Here is a 16,559-nt window from a genome sequence, read left to right as displayed (position 1 = left end):
GCCGCGCCCGGCGCATCGGCGCGCCCCGGCAAGGCCGAGAAGAACGCGTTCGCCAACTGCGCGAGCGCCGCCGGATCGGGCAGCCCGGCGGGCGCGCGAGCGCCCGGGGCCGCCAGATCAGCGGTAGGTGTCGGGGTAGTCATGGTACTTGCCGATCTCCACGTCATCGAGAACCGCGAGCGCGTCCACCGAATGGACGGCCAGCGAGCAGTACAGCGAAATCAGGTACGACGCGATCGCCTGGTTGTTGATGCCCATGAAGCGCACCGACAGGCCCGGGCCCTGTTCGCCGGCCACGCCCGGCTGGTAGAGGCCGACCACGCCCTGGCGCTTGTCGCCCACGCGCAGCAGCAGGATCTTCGATTTGCCGTCGGCCACCGGCACCTTGTCCGACGGGATCAGCGGAATGCCGCGCCACGTGATGAACTGCGAGCCGAACAGGCTGACGGTCGGCGGCGGCACGCCGCGACGCGTGCATTCGCGGCCGAACGCGGCGATCGCGAGCGGGTGCGTCAGGAAGAACGCGGGTTCCTTCCAGACCTTGGTCAGCAGCTCGTCGAGATCGTCGGGCGTGGGCGCGCCAGTCAGCGGGAACACGCGCTGTTCCTCGGCCACGTTCGCCAGCAAGCCATAGTCGGGATTGTTGATCAGTTGGCTTTCCTGCAGCTCCTTGATCGTCTCGATCGTCAGGCGCAGTTGTTCCTTGATCTGGTCGTGCGGGCTGCTGTAGAGATCGGAGATCCGCGTATGCACGTCGAGCACGGTGCTGACCGCGTTCAGGAAATACTCGCGCGGCTGTTCCTCGTACGGCACGAACGTCTTCGGCAGTTCGCGCTCGTCTTCCAGTTGCGTGCACGCGGCGCGCACGGCTTCCGGATCCTTCACCTGGTTCAGGCGATAGATGCCGGCCTCCACGGGCACCCATTGCAGGAAATGGGTCAGCCAGCGCGGCGTGATGGTGGAAAGCTGGGGAACGGTCTTGGTGGCATTCGCAAGCTGGCGTGCGGCGTGATCGCTCAGCGTGGTCGGGCCGTTTGCTACGGTCGACATGTCGGGGCTCCGGGTTTAGAAGAAAAACAGGAATGCTTATGACGCCCGGCGATTATGGGGACGGGGCCCATCGACGCTCAACATGCTATAGGCGTCAGACGCGCACCGGGCCAAGCGGCCCGGCGCGGCAACAACGGGAGAAACCGGAAGCGCGGCGCGAGCGCGCCGCGCGATGCCTGCGATCAGGCCGGGAGTTCGTCCGTGGCCGGGCGCAGCAGCAACGCGATCGGCACCTCGAACGCATTGGCGAGCTTTTCCACCGTGACGAGCGAGGCGATCACCTCGCCGCGCTCGATCTCGCCGACATACGAGCGGTTCAAGCCCGCGTGCTCGGCCAGCAGCTCCTGCGACCACGCGCGCGTCTCGCGCAGGCGCCGCACCGCGACGCCGAATTGCCGAACCAGTTGCGTCATGAGGTGGCCTCCGAGGTGGCCTGAGCGGGCTGAGCCGCAGCCTTCGGCGCGGGCCGCGACACGTCGGTGGACGGCACGGCCTGCGTCACATGGCTGCCCGGCGGCACGTCGTGCGTGAGCCAGACGTTGCCGCCGATCACCGAGCCGCGCCCGATCGTGATGCGCCCGAGGATCGTCGCGCCGGCGTAGATCACCACGTCGTCCTCCACCAGCGGATGGCGCGGCAGCCCTTTTTCCAGGTGCCCGGCCGCGTCGCGCGGAAAGCGCTTCGCGCCGAGCGTGACCGCCTGATAGATGCGCACGCGCTCGCCGATGATCGCCGTCTCGCCGATCACCACGCCGGTGCCGTGATCGATGAAGAAGCCCGCGCCGATCCGCGCGCCGGGGTGGATGTCGATGCCGGTATCGGCGTGCGCGCGCTCGGCCAGCATGCGTGCGAGCAGCGGCAGGCCGAGGCGGTAGAGTTCGTGCGCGAGCCGGTAATGCAGGATCGCGAGCACGCCCGGGTAGCAGAGCAGCACTTCGTCCACGCTGCCCGCGGCCGGATCGCCGTGGAACGCGGCCAGCACGTCCTCGTCGAGACGCGTGCGGATGTCGGGCAAGCGCCCGGCGAACGCCTGCACCGCGGCGCGCGCGGCGGCCTCGGTGGCGTCGCCGCTGTCGCGATAGCGCGCCGCATAGCGCAGTTCGAGCCGCGCCTGCGAGAACAGCGCGTTCAGCGCGGCGTCGAGCGCATGCGCCACATAGAGATCCTCGCTTTCCTGGCGCAGGTCGGGCGGCCCGAGCCGCATGGGGAACAGCACGCCCTTGAGCGCGTCGACGATGCCGCCGAGCGCCTCGCGCGACGGCAAATCGCGCCCGCCCGGCTCGATCAGGCGCCGCTGGCGCTCGCGCCAGCCATGCCGCGCCGCATGCAGCGAGCGGACCACGTCGTCGATGTCGAATGCTGCCACGTTGGGATCCTCGTCAATCAGATGCGCGCTCTGCGCGGGTTCGTCAATCCTGTATCCACGGCAGGCCGCGCAAGCGCCAGCCGTTGCGGGCGCCGCGCTGCTGCGCGTCGTCCAGTTCGCCCTCGAAGCCTTCGAGCACGTTGTAGACCTGCGTGAAGCCGGCCTTGGCCGCCGCATCAGCCGCCTGCGCCGAGCGGTTGCCGCTGCGGCACAGCAGCAGGATCACGGCGTCCTTGCCGCCCGCCTTCGCCTCCAGCTCGCGCACGAAGCGCGGGTTGCGCGTGAGGCTCGTACCGGTGGCCCAGGCCACGTGCTGCGTGCCCGGCACCTGCCCGACGAACTTGCGCTCCTCGCCGGTGCGCACGTCGATCAGCAGCGCCTCGCCGGCGCTGGCCAGCGCCCAGGCCTGCGCCGGGGCCACGCCGCCGCCGTAGCTCAGGCCCTGCGCCTGCGCCGCCGTGCGGGCCTGTTCGAGAATGTCGTGCGCTTCGGTCGTCAATGTCATGGGTTCCTCCTTGCTGTCCAGTGCCGTGCCGATGCACGGCCACGCGACGGTCCGGGTGCGGCATCGCTGCCGTCTATAGCCGTCAACGCCACTGTGCTATCGCACCGCGCCGGATGAGAACCAATCAATTGTCATTTCCAAAGCAGCAACATACGAAACGCCCCATCACGATATGACGCGCCGCGGCGGCCGCGAACCAATCAATTCGCCTAAGGTTATGCGCCGCGCCCGGCCGGTGCTTATCGGCCGCGGCGGGAACCGGGCCGGCCGCGTCGCATAAAAACGTCAACGCGCCCCATTTCGCTTCATTGCGTTTTCGATAAGGAATTCTCAAGACCTTGCGAAGCGGACGCTCAAGTTCCGTTATCGATGCGGGCGCAATCATTTCATTCGGCATCCATACGTTTTGTCCGACGTCGCGCGCACCCAGCGAGATGCATGCCCGCAACCATGAAATTCTGCTTTGCTATTCCCGGAACATTGCTTCGTGCGGCGGGCGGGGATCCCTAGCATCGGGTTCCTCTCCCACTCGCGATCAATACAAAAGGAATCGTATGTTGAAGAAAACCCTGGCGCTCGGCCTCGTCTCGGCCACTTCGGTGGCGGCGCATGCGCAAAGCTCGGTCACGCTGTACGGCATCGTCGATGCGGGCATCGCGTATACGAACAATCAGAAAGGCGCGTCGAACATCCAGCAGTCGAGCGGCAAGCTGTCGGGCAGCCGCTGGGGCCTGAAGGGCACCGAGGATCTAGGCGGCGGCTTGTCGGCCGTGTTCACGGTGGAAAGCGGCTTCCGCACCAACGACGGCACGCTGGGCCAGGGCGGCCGCATCTTCGGCCGCCAGGCATTCGTCGGGATTGCGAAGCAAGGCATCGGTACGCTGACGTTCGGCCGCCAGTACGAGCCGCTGTCCGATCTGGTCGCGCAATACTCGGGCTCGGGCTTCTGGTCGCCGGCCACGCACGTGGGCGACAACGACAACCTGAACCAGACGTTCCGCATCAACAACGCCGTGAAGTTCCGCAGCGACACGATCGCCGGCTTCACCGTGGACGGCCTGTATGCGTTCAGCAACCAGCCCGGCTCGGGCGCCGGCACCGGCTTCGGCAACAACCGCGCGTGGGGCATCGCCGCGAACTACGCGAACGGCCCGCTCTCGCTCGGCGCGGGCTACGTGGTGCTGAACCATCCGAACTCGACGAGCAATACTGGCGGCGCGGTGGGCGGCGCGAGCACCACGGCGGGCGACGATTACAGCGGCGGCTTCTTCTACGGCCTGAACGGCGGCGTGGCCAAGCAGCAGATCGCGGTGGCGGGCGCGAACTACACGTTCGGCGCGGCGATCCTCGGCTTTGCCTGGAGCCACTCGCAACTGAACTACGTGGACGGCTCCTCGCGCCGCCTCAACAACTACGATGTCAACGCGCGCTACCGCATCACGCCCGCCACCACGCTGATCGGCGTCTACACGTTCACCGACGGCCGCGCGAGCGGCCTGCCGGGCGCGGGCGGCGGCACGCTCAAGCCGCGCTGGCACCAGTTCACGCTCGGCGTGGATTACGCGCTGTCGAAGCGCACCGAGCTGTATCTGTCGGGCGTCTATCAACTGGCGGCCGGCGACGCGAGCACGGCCGTGGCGGGCAGCGGCTACCGCTCGATCGCGGCGATCGCCGACGCGGGCACGGCCTCGTCGAACAACCGCCAGGTGGCGGCGTTCGGCGGCATCCGCGTGAAGTTCTAAGCAAGCAGACGAGCCGGCGCGATCGCGCCGGCTCGCTGCGGTTCGCGCGGATTCTCCGCACGAAAGCAAATCAGAAATGCTTGTTTGCGATCGGGCAAACGCTCGACAAGAATGATTCGTCCGGATCGATCGGCACCGCGAATCGATCCGTATTCCTCTCCAATATCGAACCGGCCCCACCGCCGCCCCGAGGATCCATGCCGCGCTTTTCCACGCCCCGCTTTCAGCCCCATTCGTTGATCCGCCTGCTGCTGCGCCCCGTGCTGCTGGCCACCGCCCTCGCGCTGAGCGCCGCCGCCCATGCCGCCGCGCCCGACACCATCCGCATCGGCGTGGCCGAACAGGGTGCGGGCGATCCGCCCACGTTCGGCAGCAACCCCGGCGCCGTCGTGCAGCAGCAGAAGCTGCTCGAAAAGGAATTCGCGCGCGAGGGCATCCGCATCCAGTGGCTGTTCTTCAAGGGCGCGGGGCCGGCCGTCAACGAGGCGATCGCCGACAAGTCGATCGACTTCGCGCTGCAGGGCGATCTGCCTGCCGTGCTGGCGCGCGCGAACGGCCTGAAGACGCACCTGATCGCGGCCGTGGGCGTGCGCAGCGGCATCAAGATCGGCGTGCCGACCGGCTCCGACATCCGCACCGTGAAGGATCTGAAAGGCAAGCGCGTCGCGATCTTCCGCGGCACCAACCTGCAGCTCGTGATCGACAACGTGCTGGCCGCCAACGGCCTGGACGAACGCGACCTGCGCGTGATCAACCTCGACACGTCGAGCGCGCTGGCCGCGCTCGCCTCGAAGGGCATCGACGCATCCGTCACCGATTACCACCTGTCGAAGCTGGTCGATTCCGGGCTGGCGAAGATCATCTATCAGTCGCAGGATCAGGGCCTGCAGTTCACGCGCCAATCGCATCTGCTGGTGCTCGACGATTTCGAGCAGGCGCACCCGGACATCGTGCAGCGCGTGGTCAACGTGTTCGTGACGGCCGCGCGCTGGGCCTCGGACGAAGGCAACCGCGACGCGCTGCTGAACACCTGGGCGAAGACGGGCATCCCCGTTTCGTCGTGGGCGGCCGAATTCCCGGCCGGCACGCTCAAGTCGCGCGAATCGCCGCTGCTCGATCCGTTCTTCGTGGCGCGCTACACGTCCGTCGCGGCGGACGCGCTGAAGCTCAAATTGATTCGTCATCCTGCCGACGTCAACGGCTGGATCGAACCGAAGTATCTCGACAACGCGCTGAAGGCCCAGCATCTCGAACACTACTGGCCGAGCTACGACGCGTCGGGCAAACCGCAAACCTGAGCACGCCTTCGGGAGCCGTGATGAGCGATACCGCGATTTCGATCCGCGAGCGCGCGCAGCAGGCCGCCGCTACCGCCGACGCACCGCGCGCGAAACCCGCCCTGCGCCGCCGCGCTGCGGCGATCGGCTGGGCCGTCGCGCCGTGGCTGCTGCCGGCCGCGCTGTTCGCGCTGTGGACGATCGGTTGCGAGCGCGGCTGGATCGCGCCGCAAATCCTGCCGCCGCCCGAAGCCGTGTGGCAGACGCTCGCCGAACTCGCGCGCAGCGGCGATCTGCTCAGCAACACCTGGATCAGCCTGCAACGGGTGTTCTTCGGCTTCGCGGCGGGCTCGCTGGCGGGCTTCGCGATCGGCGCCTGGCTCGGGCTGTCGCGCACGGCCGAAGCCTACGTGCTGCCGAGCTTCAACGCGATCGTGCAGATTCCGGTGCTCGGCTGGCTGCCGTTCCTGTTGCTGCTGGTGGGCGTGGGCGAGCCGCTCAAGATCATCCTGATCGCGCACGCGGCGCTGGTGCCGGTGGCGATGAGCACGCTGCAAGGCTTTCGCGAGACGCCGCCCGCCCTCGACGAGGCCGCCCGCGTGTTCGGCTACAGCCGGTTCCAGCGGATCGTGCACGTCGTGCTGCCGGCCGCGGTGCCCACGCTGGCCACCGGCGTGCGGCTCGCGTTCACGAAGGCCTGGCTCGCGCTCGTGGTGGTCGAACTGGTCGCCTCCTCGGAAGGGCTCGGCTACCTGATCGTGTATGGCCGGCAGTTGTTCCAGCTCGATCTCGTGATGGCGGCGGTGGTGATCGTCGGCGCGATCGGCTATGCGATCAACCGCCTGCTCGATGCGCTGGAAGCGCGGCTGCGGCGCGGCCGGGCCTCCGCGTTCCGGGCCTGAGCCGCCGCCCCGCTATCGATCCGTTTCGCTTTCGTCGTCCTGGCCGGAGTTCCGCATCATGCCGTCGTTCGCATTCCTCACCTCTACCTCGGGCCGCTGGCGCGCGCCCGACCTGCGCGGGCTCGTGCTGCCGCTCGCGGCGTTCGCGGCCTGGTGGCTGATCGCCGCCACGCATCGCGGCCACGCTGGCTTGCTGGTCAGCCCCGCCGACGTGCTGCACACCGCCCGCCAGCAGATGGAAAGCGGCGCACTGGCGCGGGCGCTGTCGGCCTCGCTGGCGCGCGAGTTCGCGGGCTTCGCGATCGGCACGGCCGCCGGCCTGCTGCTCGGCACGGCGCTCGGGCTCTCGCGGCTCGCCGCGCGCGTGATCGGGCCCACCTTCGACACGTTCAAGCAGATTTCGCTGTTCGCCTGGATCCCGCTGATTTCCGTGTGGTTCGGGCTCGGCGACACCGCCAAGGTGGTGTTCCTGTCGCTGGCCGCGCTGCTGCCGGTGGCCGCGCACACCTGCGACGGCATCCACGCGGTGCCGCGCGCCTACGTGGAAGTGGCGCGCACGCTGCGCTACTCGCGCTGGCAACTGATCCGCCACGTGATCGCGCCGGCCGCGCTGCCGTCGATCTCCACCGGCCTCTATCTGGGCCTGATCTATTCGTGGCTCGCCACGCTCGGCGCCGAATATCTGCTGGTGGCCGGCAGCGGCATCGGCAACACGCTGATCGACGGCAGCGAGCAGTTCCGCATGGATCTCGTGCTGTTCGGCATCCTGGTGGTCGGCATCACCGGCTGGGCGCTCAATGCGGGCGCGCGCGCCATCGAGCGCCGGCTGCTCGCGCGCGGCCGGGCCGCCCGCGCCGTCGATGCCGCCTCCACCGCCCTCGATTCGTCCTCGCCACTCAGGGAAGCCTCATGACGCTCGACCTCTCCGATTCGCTCGACATCCAGCATGTGCGCAAGCGCTACGCGCCGCACGGCGCGGGCGCGCAAGCGCTCGACGTGCTCGACGACATTTCGCTGCACGTGCGCGGCGGGGAATTCGTCAGCATCGTGGGCGCCAGCGGCTGCGGGAAATCCACGTTGCTGCGGCTGATCGCCGGGCTCGACGTCGACTACGACGGCGAGATCCGTGCGGGCGGCGAGCGCGTACGCGACACCTCGCTGCAACGCGGCATCGTGTTCCAGGATCACCGGCTGTTCCCGTGGCTGACCGTCGCGCAGAACGTGGAAGCGGCGCTGCGCAATTCGCCGCTCGACGCGAAGGCGCGGCGCGCGGCCGTGGCCGAGCACATCGCGCTGGTCGGCCTGAACGGCTTCGAGCAGGCGTATCCGAGCCAGTTGTCGGGCGGCATGGCGCAGCGCGTCGCGATCGCGCGCGGGCTCGTGAACCGGCCGCGGCTGCTGTTGCTCGACGAGCCGTTCGGCGCGCTCGATGCCCAAACGCGCACGCGCATGCAGCACGAGTTGCAGCGGATCTGGCAGCAGGAACGCATCACCATGATTCTCGTCACGCACGACGTGGACGAAGCCGTCTGGCTCGGCGATCGCGTCGTGACGATGGCGCCGCGCCCGGGCCGCATCGCGCGGATCGTCGACGTCGATCTGCCGCGCTCGCGCGACCGCAACGGCGCGGCGTTCGCGCAACTGCGCGACGCGATCCTCAGCGATCTCGGCGACGACGACGCCACCGCGCGCATCGCCCCGCCCGTCGCGGCCGCGCCGCTGCCGGCCGGCAACTGGCGGCTCGCCTGGTAGGCCGCCGAGAGCGCTTTTCGCGCGCCGGCGCTATCGATACGACGAATCGTCAGTTCTGTTTTGCCGCGCGCGCTGCTTGAATATCCGAACCGCTTTCCCCACCGAAGGAGACACCCGATGTCCGACGTTCAGATCGCCCACTCGCACGCGCCGCAAGCCGCCGCCCACGCCCCCCGCTCGCAGGTCTCGCCGCTCGCATTGCGGCGCGTCGCCGGCCGGATCGGCGCGGAAATTTCAGATGTCAAACTGTCGGGCGACATCGACGACGCCACGTTCGACGCGCTGCTCGATGCGCTGCACACGCACAAGGTGCTGTTCTTCCGTGGCCAGCAGCACCTCGACGACGCCGCGCAGGAAGCGTTCGCACGCCGCTTCGGCGAGACGGTAGCCCACCCCACCGTGCCGTCCGTCGACGGCAGCGCCGGCCTGCTCGAACTCGATTCGGCGCACGGCGCGCGCGCCAATTCCTGGCACACCGACGTGACCTTCGTCGACGCCTACCCGAAGGTATCGATCCTGCGCGCGGTGGTAATTCCGCCGGCCGGCGGCGACACCGTCTGGGCCAACACGGCCACCGCGTACACCAACCTGCCGACCGCGCTGCGCGAGCTGGTGGACACGCTGTGGGCGCTGCACACCAACGCCTACGACTACGCCGCCTCGCACGTCAACGCCGATTCGGATCAGCTCAAGCGCTACCGCGAGGTGTTCACGTCCACCGTCTACGAAACCGAGCACCCGGTGGTGCGCGTGCACCCGGTCACGGGCGAGCGCACGCTCGTGCTCGGCCACTTCGTGCAGCGGCTCAAGGGCCTGTCGGCCAGCGATTCAGCGCATCTGCTGCAGGTGCTGCACGAACACGTGACGCGCCTCGAGAACACCGTGCGCTGGAACTGGCGCGAGGGCGACGTGGCGATCTGGGACAACCGCGCCACCCAGCACTACGCGATCAACGATTACGGCGACGCGCGTCGCGTGGTGCGCCGCGCCACCGTGCACGGCGACGTGCCGGTCAGCGTGGACGGCCGCCACAGCGTCGCGCTGAAAGGCCTCAACGCCACGCTGCAATGACGCGTCGCGATTCGGCCGCCGGCCGCGCCGGGCCGGCGCGGCGAGGCCGGCCCCCAGCAGCCCGCTGCCGCGCCACGGCGGGCCGCCGCCAGATGTTTCGGTTGACTGAATTGTCCGGCGACGCCGATCCCGGCGTTGCCTGTCCGCCCCGCCCCGATCGGAGAATCCGCATGAACCAGGCCGTATCGTCGTCGCTCGACGTGATTCCGCTGTCCGCGCATATCGGCGCGGAAATCCGCGGCGTCGACCTGACCCGCCCGCTCGACGCGGTCGAAATCGCCGCGATTCGCGGCGCGCTGCTGAAGTGGCGCGTGGTGTTTTTCCGCGAGCAGTTCCTGACGCACGAGCAACATGTGGCGTTCTCCGAACAGTTCGGAGAGCTGACGCTCGGCCACCCGGTGTTCGGCCACGTCGACGGGCATCCCGAGGTCTATTCGATCTCGAAGCATCGCCAGGCCACGCGCTACGAGGGGCAGCCGGTGCGCCGCCCGTGGACGGGCTGGCACACCGACGTGACGGCCGCCGTCAACCCGCCGTGGGCGTCGATCCTGCGCGGCGTGACGATTCCGCCGTACGGCGGCGACACGCAATGGACCAACCTCGTGCGCGCCTACGAAACGCTGTCCGCGCCGATCCAGCGGCTCGTCGACGGCCTGCGCGGCATTCACCGCTTCACGCCGCCCGCCGGCGCGAACGCCACGGCCGGCTATGCCGAGGCCGTGGAACGGCGCGCGCTCGTGACCGAGCACCCGCTGGTGCGGATTCACCCGGAGACGGGCGAACGTGCGCTGTATGTCAGCCCGAGCTTTCTGAAATCGATCGTCGGCGTGAGCGCGCGCGAAAGCCAGGCGCTGCTCGAACTGCTGTGGGAACACGTCACGCGGCCCGAGTTCACGGTGCGCTTCAAGTGGGAGCCGCGCAGCCTGGCGTTCTGGGACAACCGCTCGACCGCGCATCTGGCGCCCACCGACATCTTCGATCTCGACTTCGATCGGCAGTTGTATCGCACCACGCTGGTGGGCGATGTGCCGGTGGGGCCGGACGGCCGGGCTTCGGTCGCGATCGAGGGCACGCCGGTGGGCGCCGCGGCGGCGGTGGCATTGAACTGAATCCGCGGTACCGAGGCGCGCCGCACGCGCGCCTGCGTTCTCGTCAGAAAAACGCCCCGGTCGGCGGCAATGCGCCGTTCAGTTGGTTCTGCCCGAGAAAGCGCTCCTTGTAGAGCCGCGGATTGTGCGAGGCAATCACTTTGATGTTGCGCCAGTGACGGTCGAGCCCGTTGCGGCGCGACACCACCGAGCCGGAGCCGAGATCGATCAGCCAGCTCGCGATCTGCGGCGCCAGTTCGTCGATCACCACCTTCGCCTCGGCGGCCGACAGCGAGGCCGCGAGCACCGTCTCGTATTCCGCGTCCGTGCCGCTCGAATCCCACGCAAGCTGCAACTTCGCGATGGTGCGATCGATCGTCGCCTCGACGCTGGCCGCATAGGCGCGAATCCGCCCGAGCTGCGCCTGCAGCACGGCTTCGTCCGACGGATGCGCGGCCTCGCCGTGATAGAAATTGCGCCCGCGGCTGCGCAGCACGTCGGCCGCATCGGCCGCGATGCGGCGCACGATGCCGGCGATGCAGTTGGTCAGATACACCTGGTGGAACGTGAATTTCCACGGCGCGGCGCCCTCGCGATCGGGCGGATCGAGCGGGTGCACGTTCGACGCGGGCACCGCCACCTCGCGAAAGCGCGCCGTGCCCGAGCCGGTCAGCCGCTGGCCGAAGCCCTGCCAGTCGTCGTCGTTCGCCACGCCCTCGCCGCGCGGCAGCACGTATTGCACCGTCTCGCCGCGCCGGCTTTCGATCGCGGTGCCGACAAACGCATCGTTGTACAGATTGCCGGTGGCGTACACCTTGTCGCCCGAGCCGATATAAGCCTCGCGCCGCGCATCCCATTCGAGGCGGTTCAGCACGCGCGTCGGACGCGCGCCGGCTTCCTTGACGTCGGTTTCGGTGAAGCTCAGGCCCACCGTTTTCCGCTGCCCGGCGATGCCGAGCACCTGCGCGTGGAACGGATGCGCGGGCCGGCGCAGCGCCGCCTCGATCTGGAAGAAGTGATTGCGGAACGCGTGCGCAATGTTCGAATCGGCCGCGGCGATGTCGCGCGCCACCGCGAACAGTTCGGACAGCGACAGCCCGTGGCCGCCGGCATCGGTGGCCAGGCGCAGCGCGCCCGCGCCGGCTGCCTTCAGCGCGGCGATCTCGGCATGCGGCAGCGCCTGCGTCAGGTCGCGCGCCGCTGCGGTGCGGCCGATCTCGGCCAATTGCGCCGCGAAGCCGAGCCGCACGGACAACGCGGAAAGATACGGCGGCACGTTGGCCGCAGGCGCCGCCGGTTCAGGCTGAGACAGGTGCACGCCGGGCCGTTCGAGGTCGGCGGTGAAATCGGTATCGGACATGGTCGATCGGTTTCCGTAGAGGGTGAAAGCGGCCGCCGCTCAGGCGGCCGCGTCGAGCGCGCGGGCCTGCACGTTGCCGGCCCGCGCGTCGTAGCGCGGCAGCCCGAGGTTGTCGCGCAGCGTGGTGCCTTCGTAGGCGGTGCGAAAGCGGCCAAGCTTCTGCAGCACCGGGATCACCTCGTCGGCGATCAGGTCGAGGCCGGTCGGCTGCACGTCGATGTTCAGGTTGAAGCCGTCGGTAGCCTGCGTGTCGAGCCAGTGCACCATGTCGTGCGCGAAGCCTTCAGGCGTACCGACGAAAATCCGGTGCCCGCCCGTGATGTTCGAGAACAGCAGCTCGCGGATATTCCATGCGTTCTGCTTCGCTTCCTTGAGCATCTCGTTGCGATGCCAGCGCGACGCCACCGGCACCTGCTCCGCGTTCGCCTCGGTGGCCGCGTACGGAATCGGCCCGTCCAGATCGGCCAGCAGCGCGGGATCGACGGCCAGATGGCGCGCCAGTTCCTTGCGCAGCGCGACCGAATCGAGCTGGTCGTCGAGCGCGCGCTTGTGGCGGCGGGCCTCGTCGTCGGTCGAGCCGAGGATCGGGAACAGCCCCGGCATCACCAGCAGATGATCGGGATTCCTGCCGTAACCGGCCGCCAGCGCCTTGACCTCGCGATAGAACGTGCGCGCGCCCTCGATGATCCGCTGGCCCGTGAACAACGCGTCCGCGTAGCGCGCGCCGAACGCGCGGCTGTCGGCCGATTGCCCGGCCTGAAAGATCACCGGGCGGCCCTGCGGCGTTTCCGGCACCGACAGCGCGCCGCGCGCCGAGAAATGCTCGCCGCGGAAATCGAGCTTGCGCAGCTTCGACGGATCGAGATAGACGGTCGTGTCCGGATCGGCCACCACGGCCTCGTCGGGCGTGCTGTCCCAGAACGCCGTGACGATCTTCACGAACTCCTCGGCGCGCTGGTAACGCGTTTCCTGGTTCCAGCCGTGCTCGATGCCGTACGCATCGAGCGCCGGCGGATTCTGCGACGTGATCACGTTCCAGGCCGCGCGGCCGCGGCTCATGTGATCGACCGACGCGATCTGGCGCGCGATCGTATACGGATGCCCGAACAGCGACGTGGTGGTGCACACCAGCCCGATGTTGCGCGTGTGCGCCGCCAGGTTGGCGATCAGCACCGCCGGATCGAGCGCGCGCCACGGCCGTGTGTAGGATTCCGACACGAGGCCGCCGGGGCCGTCGGCCAGGAAGATCGCGTCGAGCAGCGCGCGTTCGGCCGATTTCGCGATCGTCACGAAATGGTCGATGTCGGTCGGCAGGCGGCGCTTGTCGTCGAACGTCTTCCAGGCGGCATCGTGCCGGCCCGACGCGAGGACATTGACGCCGAGGCGCAGATGGCGAGGTGCGGTCATGAGGATCTCCCGGTCAGACGCGGACGCAGTAATCGCCGACATTGACCTTCGAGCGAATGATCTGGCGCTCGGCCAGCCAATCCGCGGCGCGCTGGAAGCGGGCGCGGAATTCGGTGTTGTCGGCTTCGTAGAACTTGTTCTGGCGCTTCAGGCTCGCCAGGTAATCGCGCACCTGATTCGGGTAACCGGCGTCGTCCTGCGCGAGCTTTTCGGACTCCACGGAATGCGTCGATTGCCAGTTGCCCACGCTCACGTAGGCGTCGATCACCGCGCGCACCAGCGCCGAATTCTCCTCGCTGAACTTGCGGCGCGTGACGAGCGAGTTGAAGTCGATCAGGAAATTGAGGTCGCGGCCTTCGTTGAAGATGTCCTTCGAATCGGTCGCGAAGCGCGCGATGTCGACGGCCGGCGACCACATCGACCACGCGTCCACCTTGCCCTGCGCGAAGGCGGGGCCGGCGTCGGGCGGGTTCAGATAGACGAATTCCACCTTGCTGCGGTCGATATGGTGCTGCTCGAGCGCCGCCACCAGCAGGAATTCGCCGAGGCCCGAGCGGTTGATCGCCACCTTCTTGCCGACCAGATCGGCCACCGAATTGATGCCGCTCGACTTCTTGACGATGATCGCCGTCGAACGCGGCGAGTAGATGTTGAACTCGTTGAACACCAGCGGCGCGCCGGCCAGCATCGCGGCCAGCGCGGGCGTCGTCGAGCCCCAGAAGCCGAAATCGGCGCTGCCGCCGATCACCGCCTGCAGCGACGGTGCGTGGTTCGGGAACGGGCCGACCCATTCGACCTTGATGCCCTGCCCGGCCAGCGTCTTCGAAAATGTTTCGCTCTGCTTGGCAAGCAGCGACAGGCTGCCGTGGCCCCAGCCGATCCGCACCGTGTCGGTGTTGCGGGTCGGCTTGCGCGGCGTGTCCGCGAACGCGGCGGCGGGCAGGATCCCGGTGGCCGCGCCGGCCAGCAGGCCGCCCGCGGTGCGCAGCAGATGGCGGCGGCTCAACGTGAAATCGTTCATGCGTGTTTCCTTGGTCTACTCGGGTGCGTGTTGCGATATCGGTGTCGGGATAGCGGCGGCGTCTGCGCACACGCTTGCGCAAGGCGCGACGAGCCGCGCGGCGCGCTCGGGCCGTCGTCCATCGGATTCGGGGAGTGCGCCGCGGCGATGCGCGGCGCGCGGGCGTCAGTCAGTGCAGTTGCACGCCCAGCGAGGCCAGCAGCGCTTCGCGCAACGCCTTCGGATCGGTGTCCGCGGGCAGGTGCACGTCGGCGATGCGGCCGGCCCGCATCACGAGAATCCGGTCGGCGAGCGCCACCGCTTCGTCCACGTCGTGCGTGACGAGCAGCACGCCCGGCCGGTGCCGCGCCACCAGCTCCTTGACCAGCCCATGCATCTTGATGCGGGTCAGCGCGTCGAGCGCGGCGAACGGCTCGTCGAGCAGCAGCAGCTTCGGGTCGTGCACCAGCGCCCGGGCCAGCGCGACGCGCTGCGCCTGGCCGCCCGACAGGTTGCGGGGCCAATCCTCCTCGCGGCCCGCCAGGCCCACTTCGGCCAGCGCGCGATCGGCGCCGGCGCGGCCCACCGTGCGCTCGTTGCCGAGCACGACGTTCTCGTGCACGCGCGCCCACGGCAGCAGCCGGTGCTCCTGGAACACCACGGCCGCGCGGCGCGGCGTATGAATCCGGCCCGCATCGGCGGCGTCGAGGCCGGCGAGCGCGCGCAGCAAGGTGGTCTTGCCGCAGCCGCTTTCGCCCAGCAGCGCGACGAATTCGCCTTCGCGAATCTGCAGATCGAGCGCATCGATCACGACGCGCGAGCCATAACGGCGGCGCAGCCCGGAGACGGAGACCGCCAGCGGCTCGCCCGCGAAACGATCGGCGGCGGCTTGCGCCGGTGCGGCCGCCACCGGCGTGGCGTAATCGGCGGTGCTCATCAACGGGACTCCTTCGCAAAGTTCGGATGCCAGGCCAGCAGGCGCGTTTCGAGCGCGCGGGCCAGTGCGTCGGCCACCACGCCGATCACCGCGTAGATCACGATCGTCAGCACGATGATGTCGGTCTGCAGGAATTCGCGCGCGTCCATCGCGAGGAAGCCGATGCCCTTGGTGGTCGCCAGCGTCTCGGCGATCACCAGCGCGAGCCACGCATGGGCCAGCGCATAGCGCACGCCGGTCAGGATCGACGGCATCGCGCCCGGCAGGATGATGCGGCGCACGACGGCCGGCCATGACAGCCCCACCACCTTGCCGAGCTCCATCAGCTTCGGGTCGATCTGGCGAATGCCGAGCACCGTGTTGATATAGATGGGGAACAGCACCGCGAGCGCCACGAGGAAGATCTTCGCCGTCTCGCCCACGCCGAACCAGACGATCACGAGCGGCAGCATCGCGAGAAACGGCACGGCGCGCAGCATCTGGATCGAGCGGTCGAGCAGCGCCTGCGTGAGCGGCGAGAAGCCCACCGCCACGCCGAGCACGAAGCCCGCCGCGCCGCCGATCAGGAAGCCGCTGGCCGCGCGCAGCAGCGACACGCCGAGATGAACGAACAGCGCGCCCGATTCGATCAGGCCCCACGCGGTTTCCGCCACGCGGCTCGGCGCGGGCAGCACTTGCGGGTCGATTACGCCGGTGCGCGCGCCGATCTCCCAGAGCACCACCAGCACCAGCGGCACGGCCCACGAAAGCCACCAATAGAGCGTTGCCCGGGACAGGCCGCGACGCCGCGCGTCGGCGCTCGCGCTGGCCGGGAGGGAGGAAGTCAGATCGGTCATGTGAATCTTCGCGAAATCGTGCGGGCGACGGCGTTTGGGGGACGCCGCCGCATGCGGTGTGTCGGTTCGTTATTAAAACCGGTGGATTTCGCCACGACAAATAAGCGATTCGGGTTTGCTTTTCGGGCGTTGGGGTATGGAGCGAGGAATTGTCTGTTGCGGTGACTGTGGGTGGCGCTGGGGTGGCGGTTTCGATGGTCTGGCGGGTGGGGGGCGAATTCGCGGTTCCGGGTGCCGGTTCGGTGCCGGTCCCCGGAAACATGCGG

At 68.8% G+C, this 16,559-nt stretch carries 17 protein-coding genes; 7 read left to right on the top strand and 10 right to left on the bottom strand.

Annotated elements, in window-relative coordinates; genetic code table 11:
* Positions 1-117: 117 nt before the first annotated feature.
* From G3N92_RS10280 to G3N92_RS10260, 5 genes are all read right to left on the bottom strand, one after another.
* Positions 118-1,050 (bottom strand): family 2A encapsulin nanocompartment shell protein, encoded by a 933-nt coding sequence (locus G3N92_RS10280; protein ID WP_206127357.1) that lies wholly within the window; start codon positions 1,048-1,050, stop codon positions 118-120.
* A gap of 182 nt (positions 1,051-1,232) precedes the next feature.
* Positions 1,233-1,463 carry a helix-turn-helix transcriptional regulator gene (locus G3N92_RS10275; RefSeq protein WP_206127356.1) on the bottom strand — a complete coding sequence of 77 codons (231 nt, stop codon included), beginning with the start codon at positions 1,461-1,463 and terminating at the stop codon, positions 1,233-1,235.
* Positions 1,460-2,416 (bottom strand): serine O-acetyltransferase EpsC, encoded by a 957-nt coding sequence (epsC, locus tag G3N92_RS10270; protein WP_206127355.1) that lies wholly within the window; start codon positions 2,414-2,416, stop codon positions 1,460-1,462. The genes G3N92_RS10275 and epsC overlap by 4 nt, the downstream gene beginning before the upstream one ends.
* Positions 2,417-2,459: 43 nt before the next feature.
* Positions 2,460-2,921 carry a rhodanese-like domain-containing protein gene (locus G3N92_RS10265; protein ID WP_206127354.1) on the bottom strand — a complete coding sequence of 154 codons (462 nt, stop codon included), beginning with the start codon at positions 2,919-2,921 and terminating at the stop codon, positions 2,460-2,462.
* 124 nt (positions 2,922-3,045) lie between these two features.
* Positions 3,046-3,318, bottom strand: coding sequence for a hypothetical protein (locus G3N92_RS10260; protein WP_206127353.1), 273 nt, complete (start codon positions 3,316-3,318; stop codon positions 3,046-3,048).
* A gap of 157 nt (positions 3,319-3,475) precedes the next feature.
* On the opposite strand from G3N92_RS10260, the gene G3N92_RS10255 reads away from it, so the two are divergent.
* From G3N92_RS10255 to G3N92_RS10225, 7 genes are all read left to right on the top strand, one after another.
* Positions 3,476-4,663 carry a porin gene (locus G3N92_RS10255; RefSeq protein WP_206127352.1) on the top strand — a complete coding sequence of 396 codons (1,188 nt, stop codon included), beginning with the start codon at positions 3,476-3,478 and terminating at the stop codon, positions 4,661-4,663.
* Positions 4,664-4,860: 197 nt separating this feature from the next.
* Complete coding sequence (locus G3N92_RS10250; RefSeq protein WP_206127351.1) at positions 4,861-5,961, top strand: ABC transporter substrate-binding protein; 1,101 nt, start codon at positions 4,861-4,863, stop codon at positions 5,959-5,961.
* A 20-nt stretch (positions 5,962-5,981) separates the two neighbouring features.
* The gene (locus tag G3N92_RS10245) at positions 5,982-6,842 is read left to right on the top strand and encodes an ABC transporter permease (protein ID WP_206127350.1); all 861 of its coding nucleotides are present in this window, start codon (positions 5,982-5,984) and stop codon (positions 6,840-6,842) included.
* A gap of 58 nt (positions 6,843-6,900) precedes the next feature.
* Positions 6,901-7,755, top strand: coding sequence for an ABC transporter permease (locus G3N92_RS10240; protein ID WP_206127349.1), 855 nt, complete (start codon positions 6,901-6,903; stop codon positions 7,753-7,755).
* The gene (locus G3N92_RS10235; protein ID WP_206127348.1) at positions 7,752-8,594 is read left to right on the top strand and encodes an ABC transporter ATP-binding protein; all 843 of its coding nucleotides are present in this window, start codon (positions 7,752-7,754) and stop codon (positions 8,592-8,594) included. Before G3N92_RS10240 ends, G3N92_RS10235 begins: the two co-directional genes overlap by 4 nt.
* 117 nt (positions 8,595-8,711) lie before the next feature.
* Positions 8,712-9,665 (top strand): TauD/TfdA family dioxygenase, encoded by a 954-nt coding sequence (locus G3N92_RS10230; RefSeq protein WP_206127347.1) that lies wholly within the window; start codon positions 8,712-8,714, stop codon positions 9,663-9,665.
* A gap of 170 nt (positions 9,666-9,835) precedes the next feature.
* Positions 9,836-10,774 (top strand): TauD/TfdA family dioxygenase, encoded by a 939-nt coding sequence (locus G3N92_RS10225; protein ID WP_206127346.1) that lies wholly within the window; start codon positions 9,836-9,838, stop codon positions 10,772-10,774.
* Positions 10,775-10,817: 43 nt separating this feature from the next.
* Here the strand turns inward: G3N92_RS10225 and G3N92_RS10220 are convergent, their stop codons facing one another.
* From G3N92_RS10220 to G3N92_RS10200, 5 genes are all read right to left on the bottom strand, one after another.
* Positions 10,818-12,113 (bottom strand): acyl-CoA dehydrogenase, encoded by a 1,296-nt coding sequence (locus G3N92_RS10220; protein WP_206127345.1) that lies wholly within the window; start codon positions 12,111-12,113, stop codon positions 10,818-10,820.
* A gap of 39 nt (positions 12,114-12,152) precedes the next feature.
* Complete coding sequence (locus G3N92_RS10215) at positions 12,153-13,520, bottom strand: NtaA/DmoA family FMN-dependent monooxygenase (RefSeq protein WP_206127344.1); 1,368 nt, start codon at positions 13,518-13,520, stop codon at positions 12,153-12,155.
* A 13-nt stretch (positions 13,521-13,533) separates the two neighbouring features.
* Positions 13,534-14,541 (bottom strand): NrtA/SsuA/CpmA family ABC transporter substrate-binding protein, encoded by a 1,008-nt coding sequence (locus G3N92_RS10210; protein WP_206127343.1) that lies wholly within the window; start codon positions 14,539-14,541, stop codon positions 13,534-13,536.
* Positions 14,542-14,710: 169 nt separating this feature from the next.
* Complete coding sequence (locus tag G3N92_RS10205; RefSeq protein ID WP_206127342.1) at positions 14,711-15,457, bottom strand: ABC transporter ATP-binding protein; 747 nt, start codon at positions 15,455-15,457, stop codon at positions 14,711-14,713.
* The gene (locus G3N92_RS10200; RefSeq protein WP_206127341.1) at positions 15,457-16,293 is read right to left on the bottom strand and encodes an ABC transporter permease subunit; all 837 of its coding nucleotides are present in this window, start codon (positions 16,291-16,293) and stop codon (positions 15,457-15,459) included. The genes G3N92_RS10205 and G3N92_RS10200 overlap by 1 nt, the downstream gene beginning before the upstream one ends.
* Positions 16,294-16,559: the final 266 nt, after the last annotated feature.

Source organism: Burkholderia sp. Ac-20379 (assembly GCF_017104645.1).
GTDB lineage: Bacteria > Pseudomonadota > Gammaproteobacteria > Burkholderiales > Burkholderiaceae > Burkholderia.
This window is presented reverse-complemented; position numbering and strand designations above follow the sequence as displayed.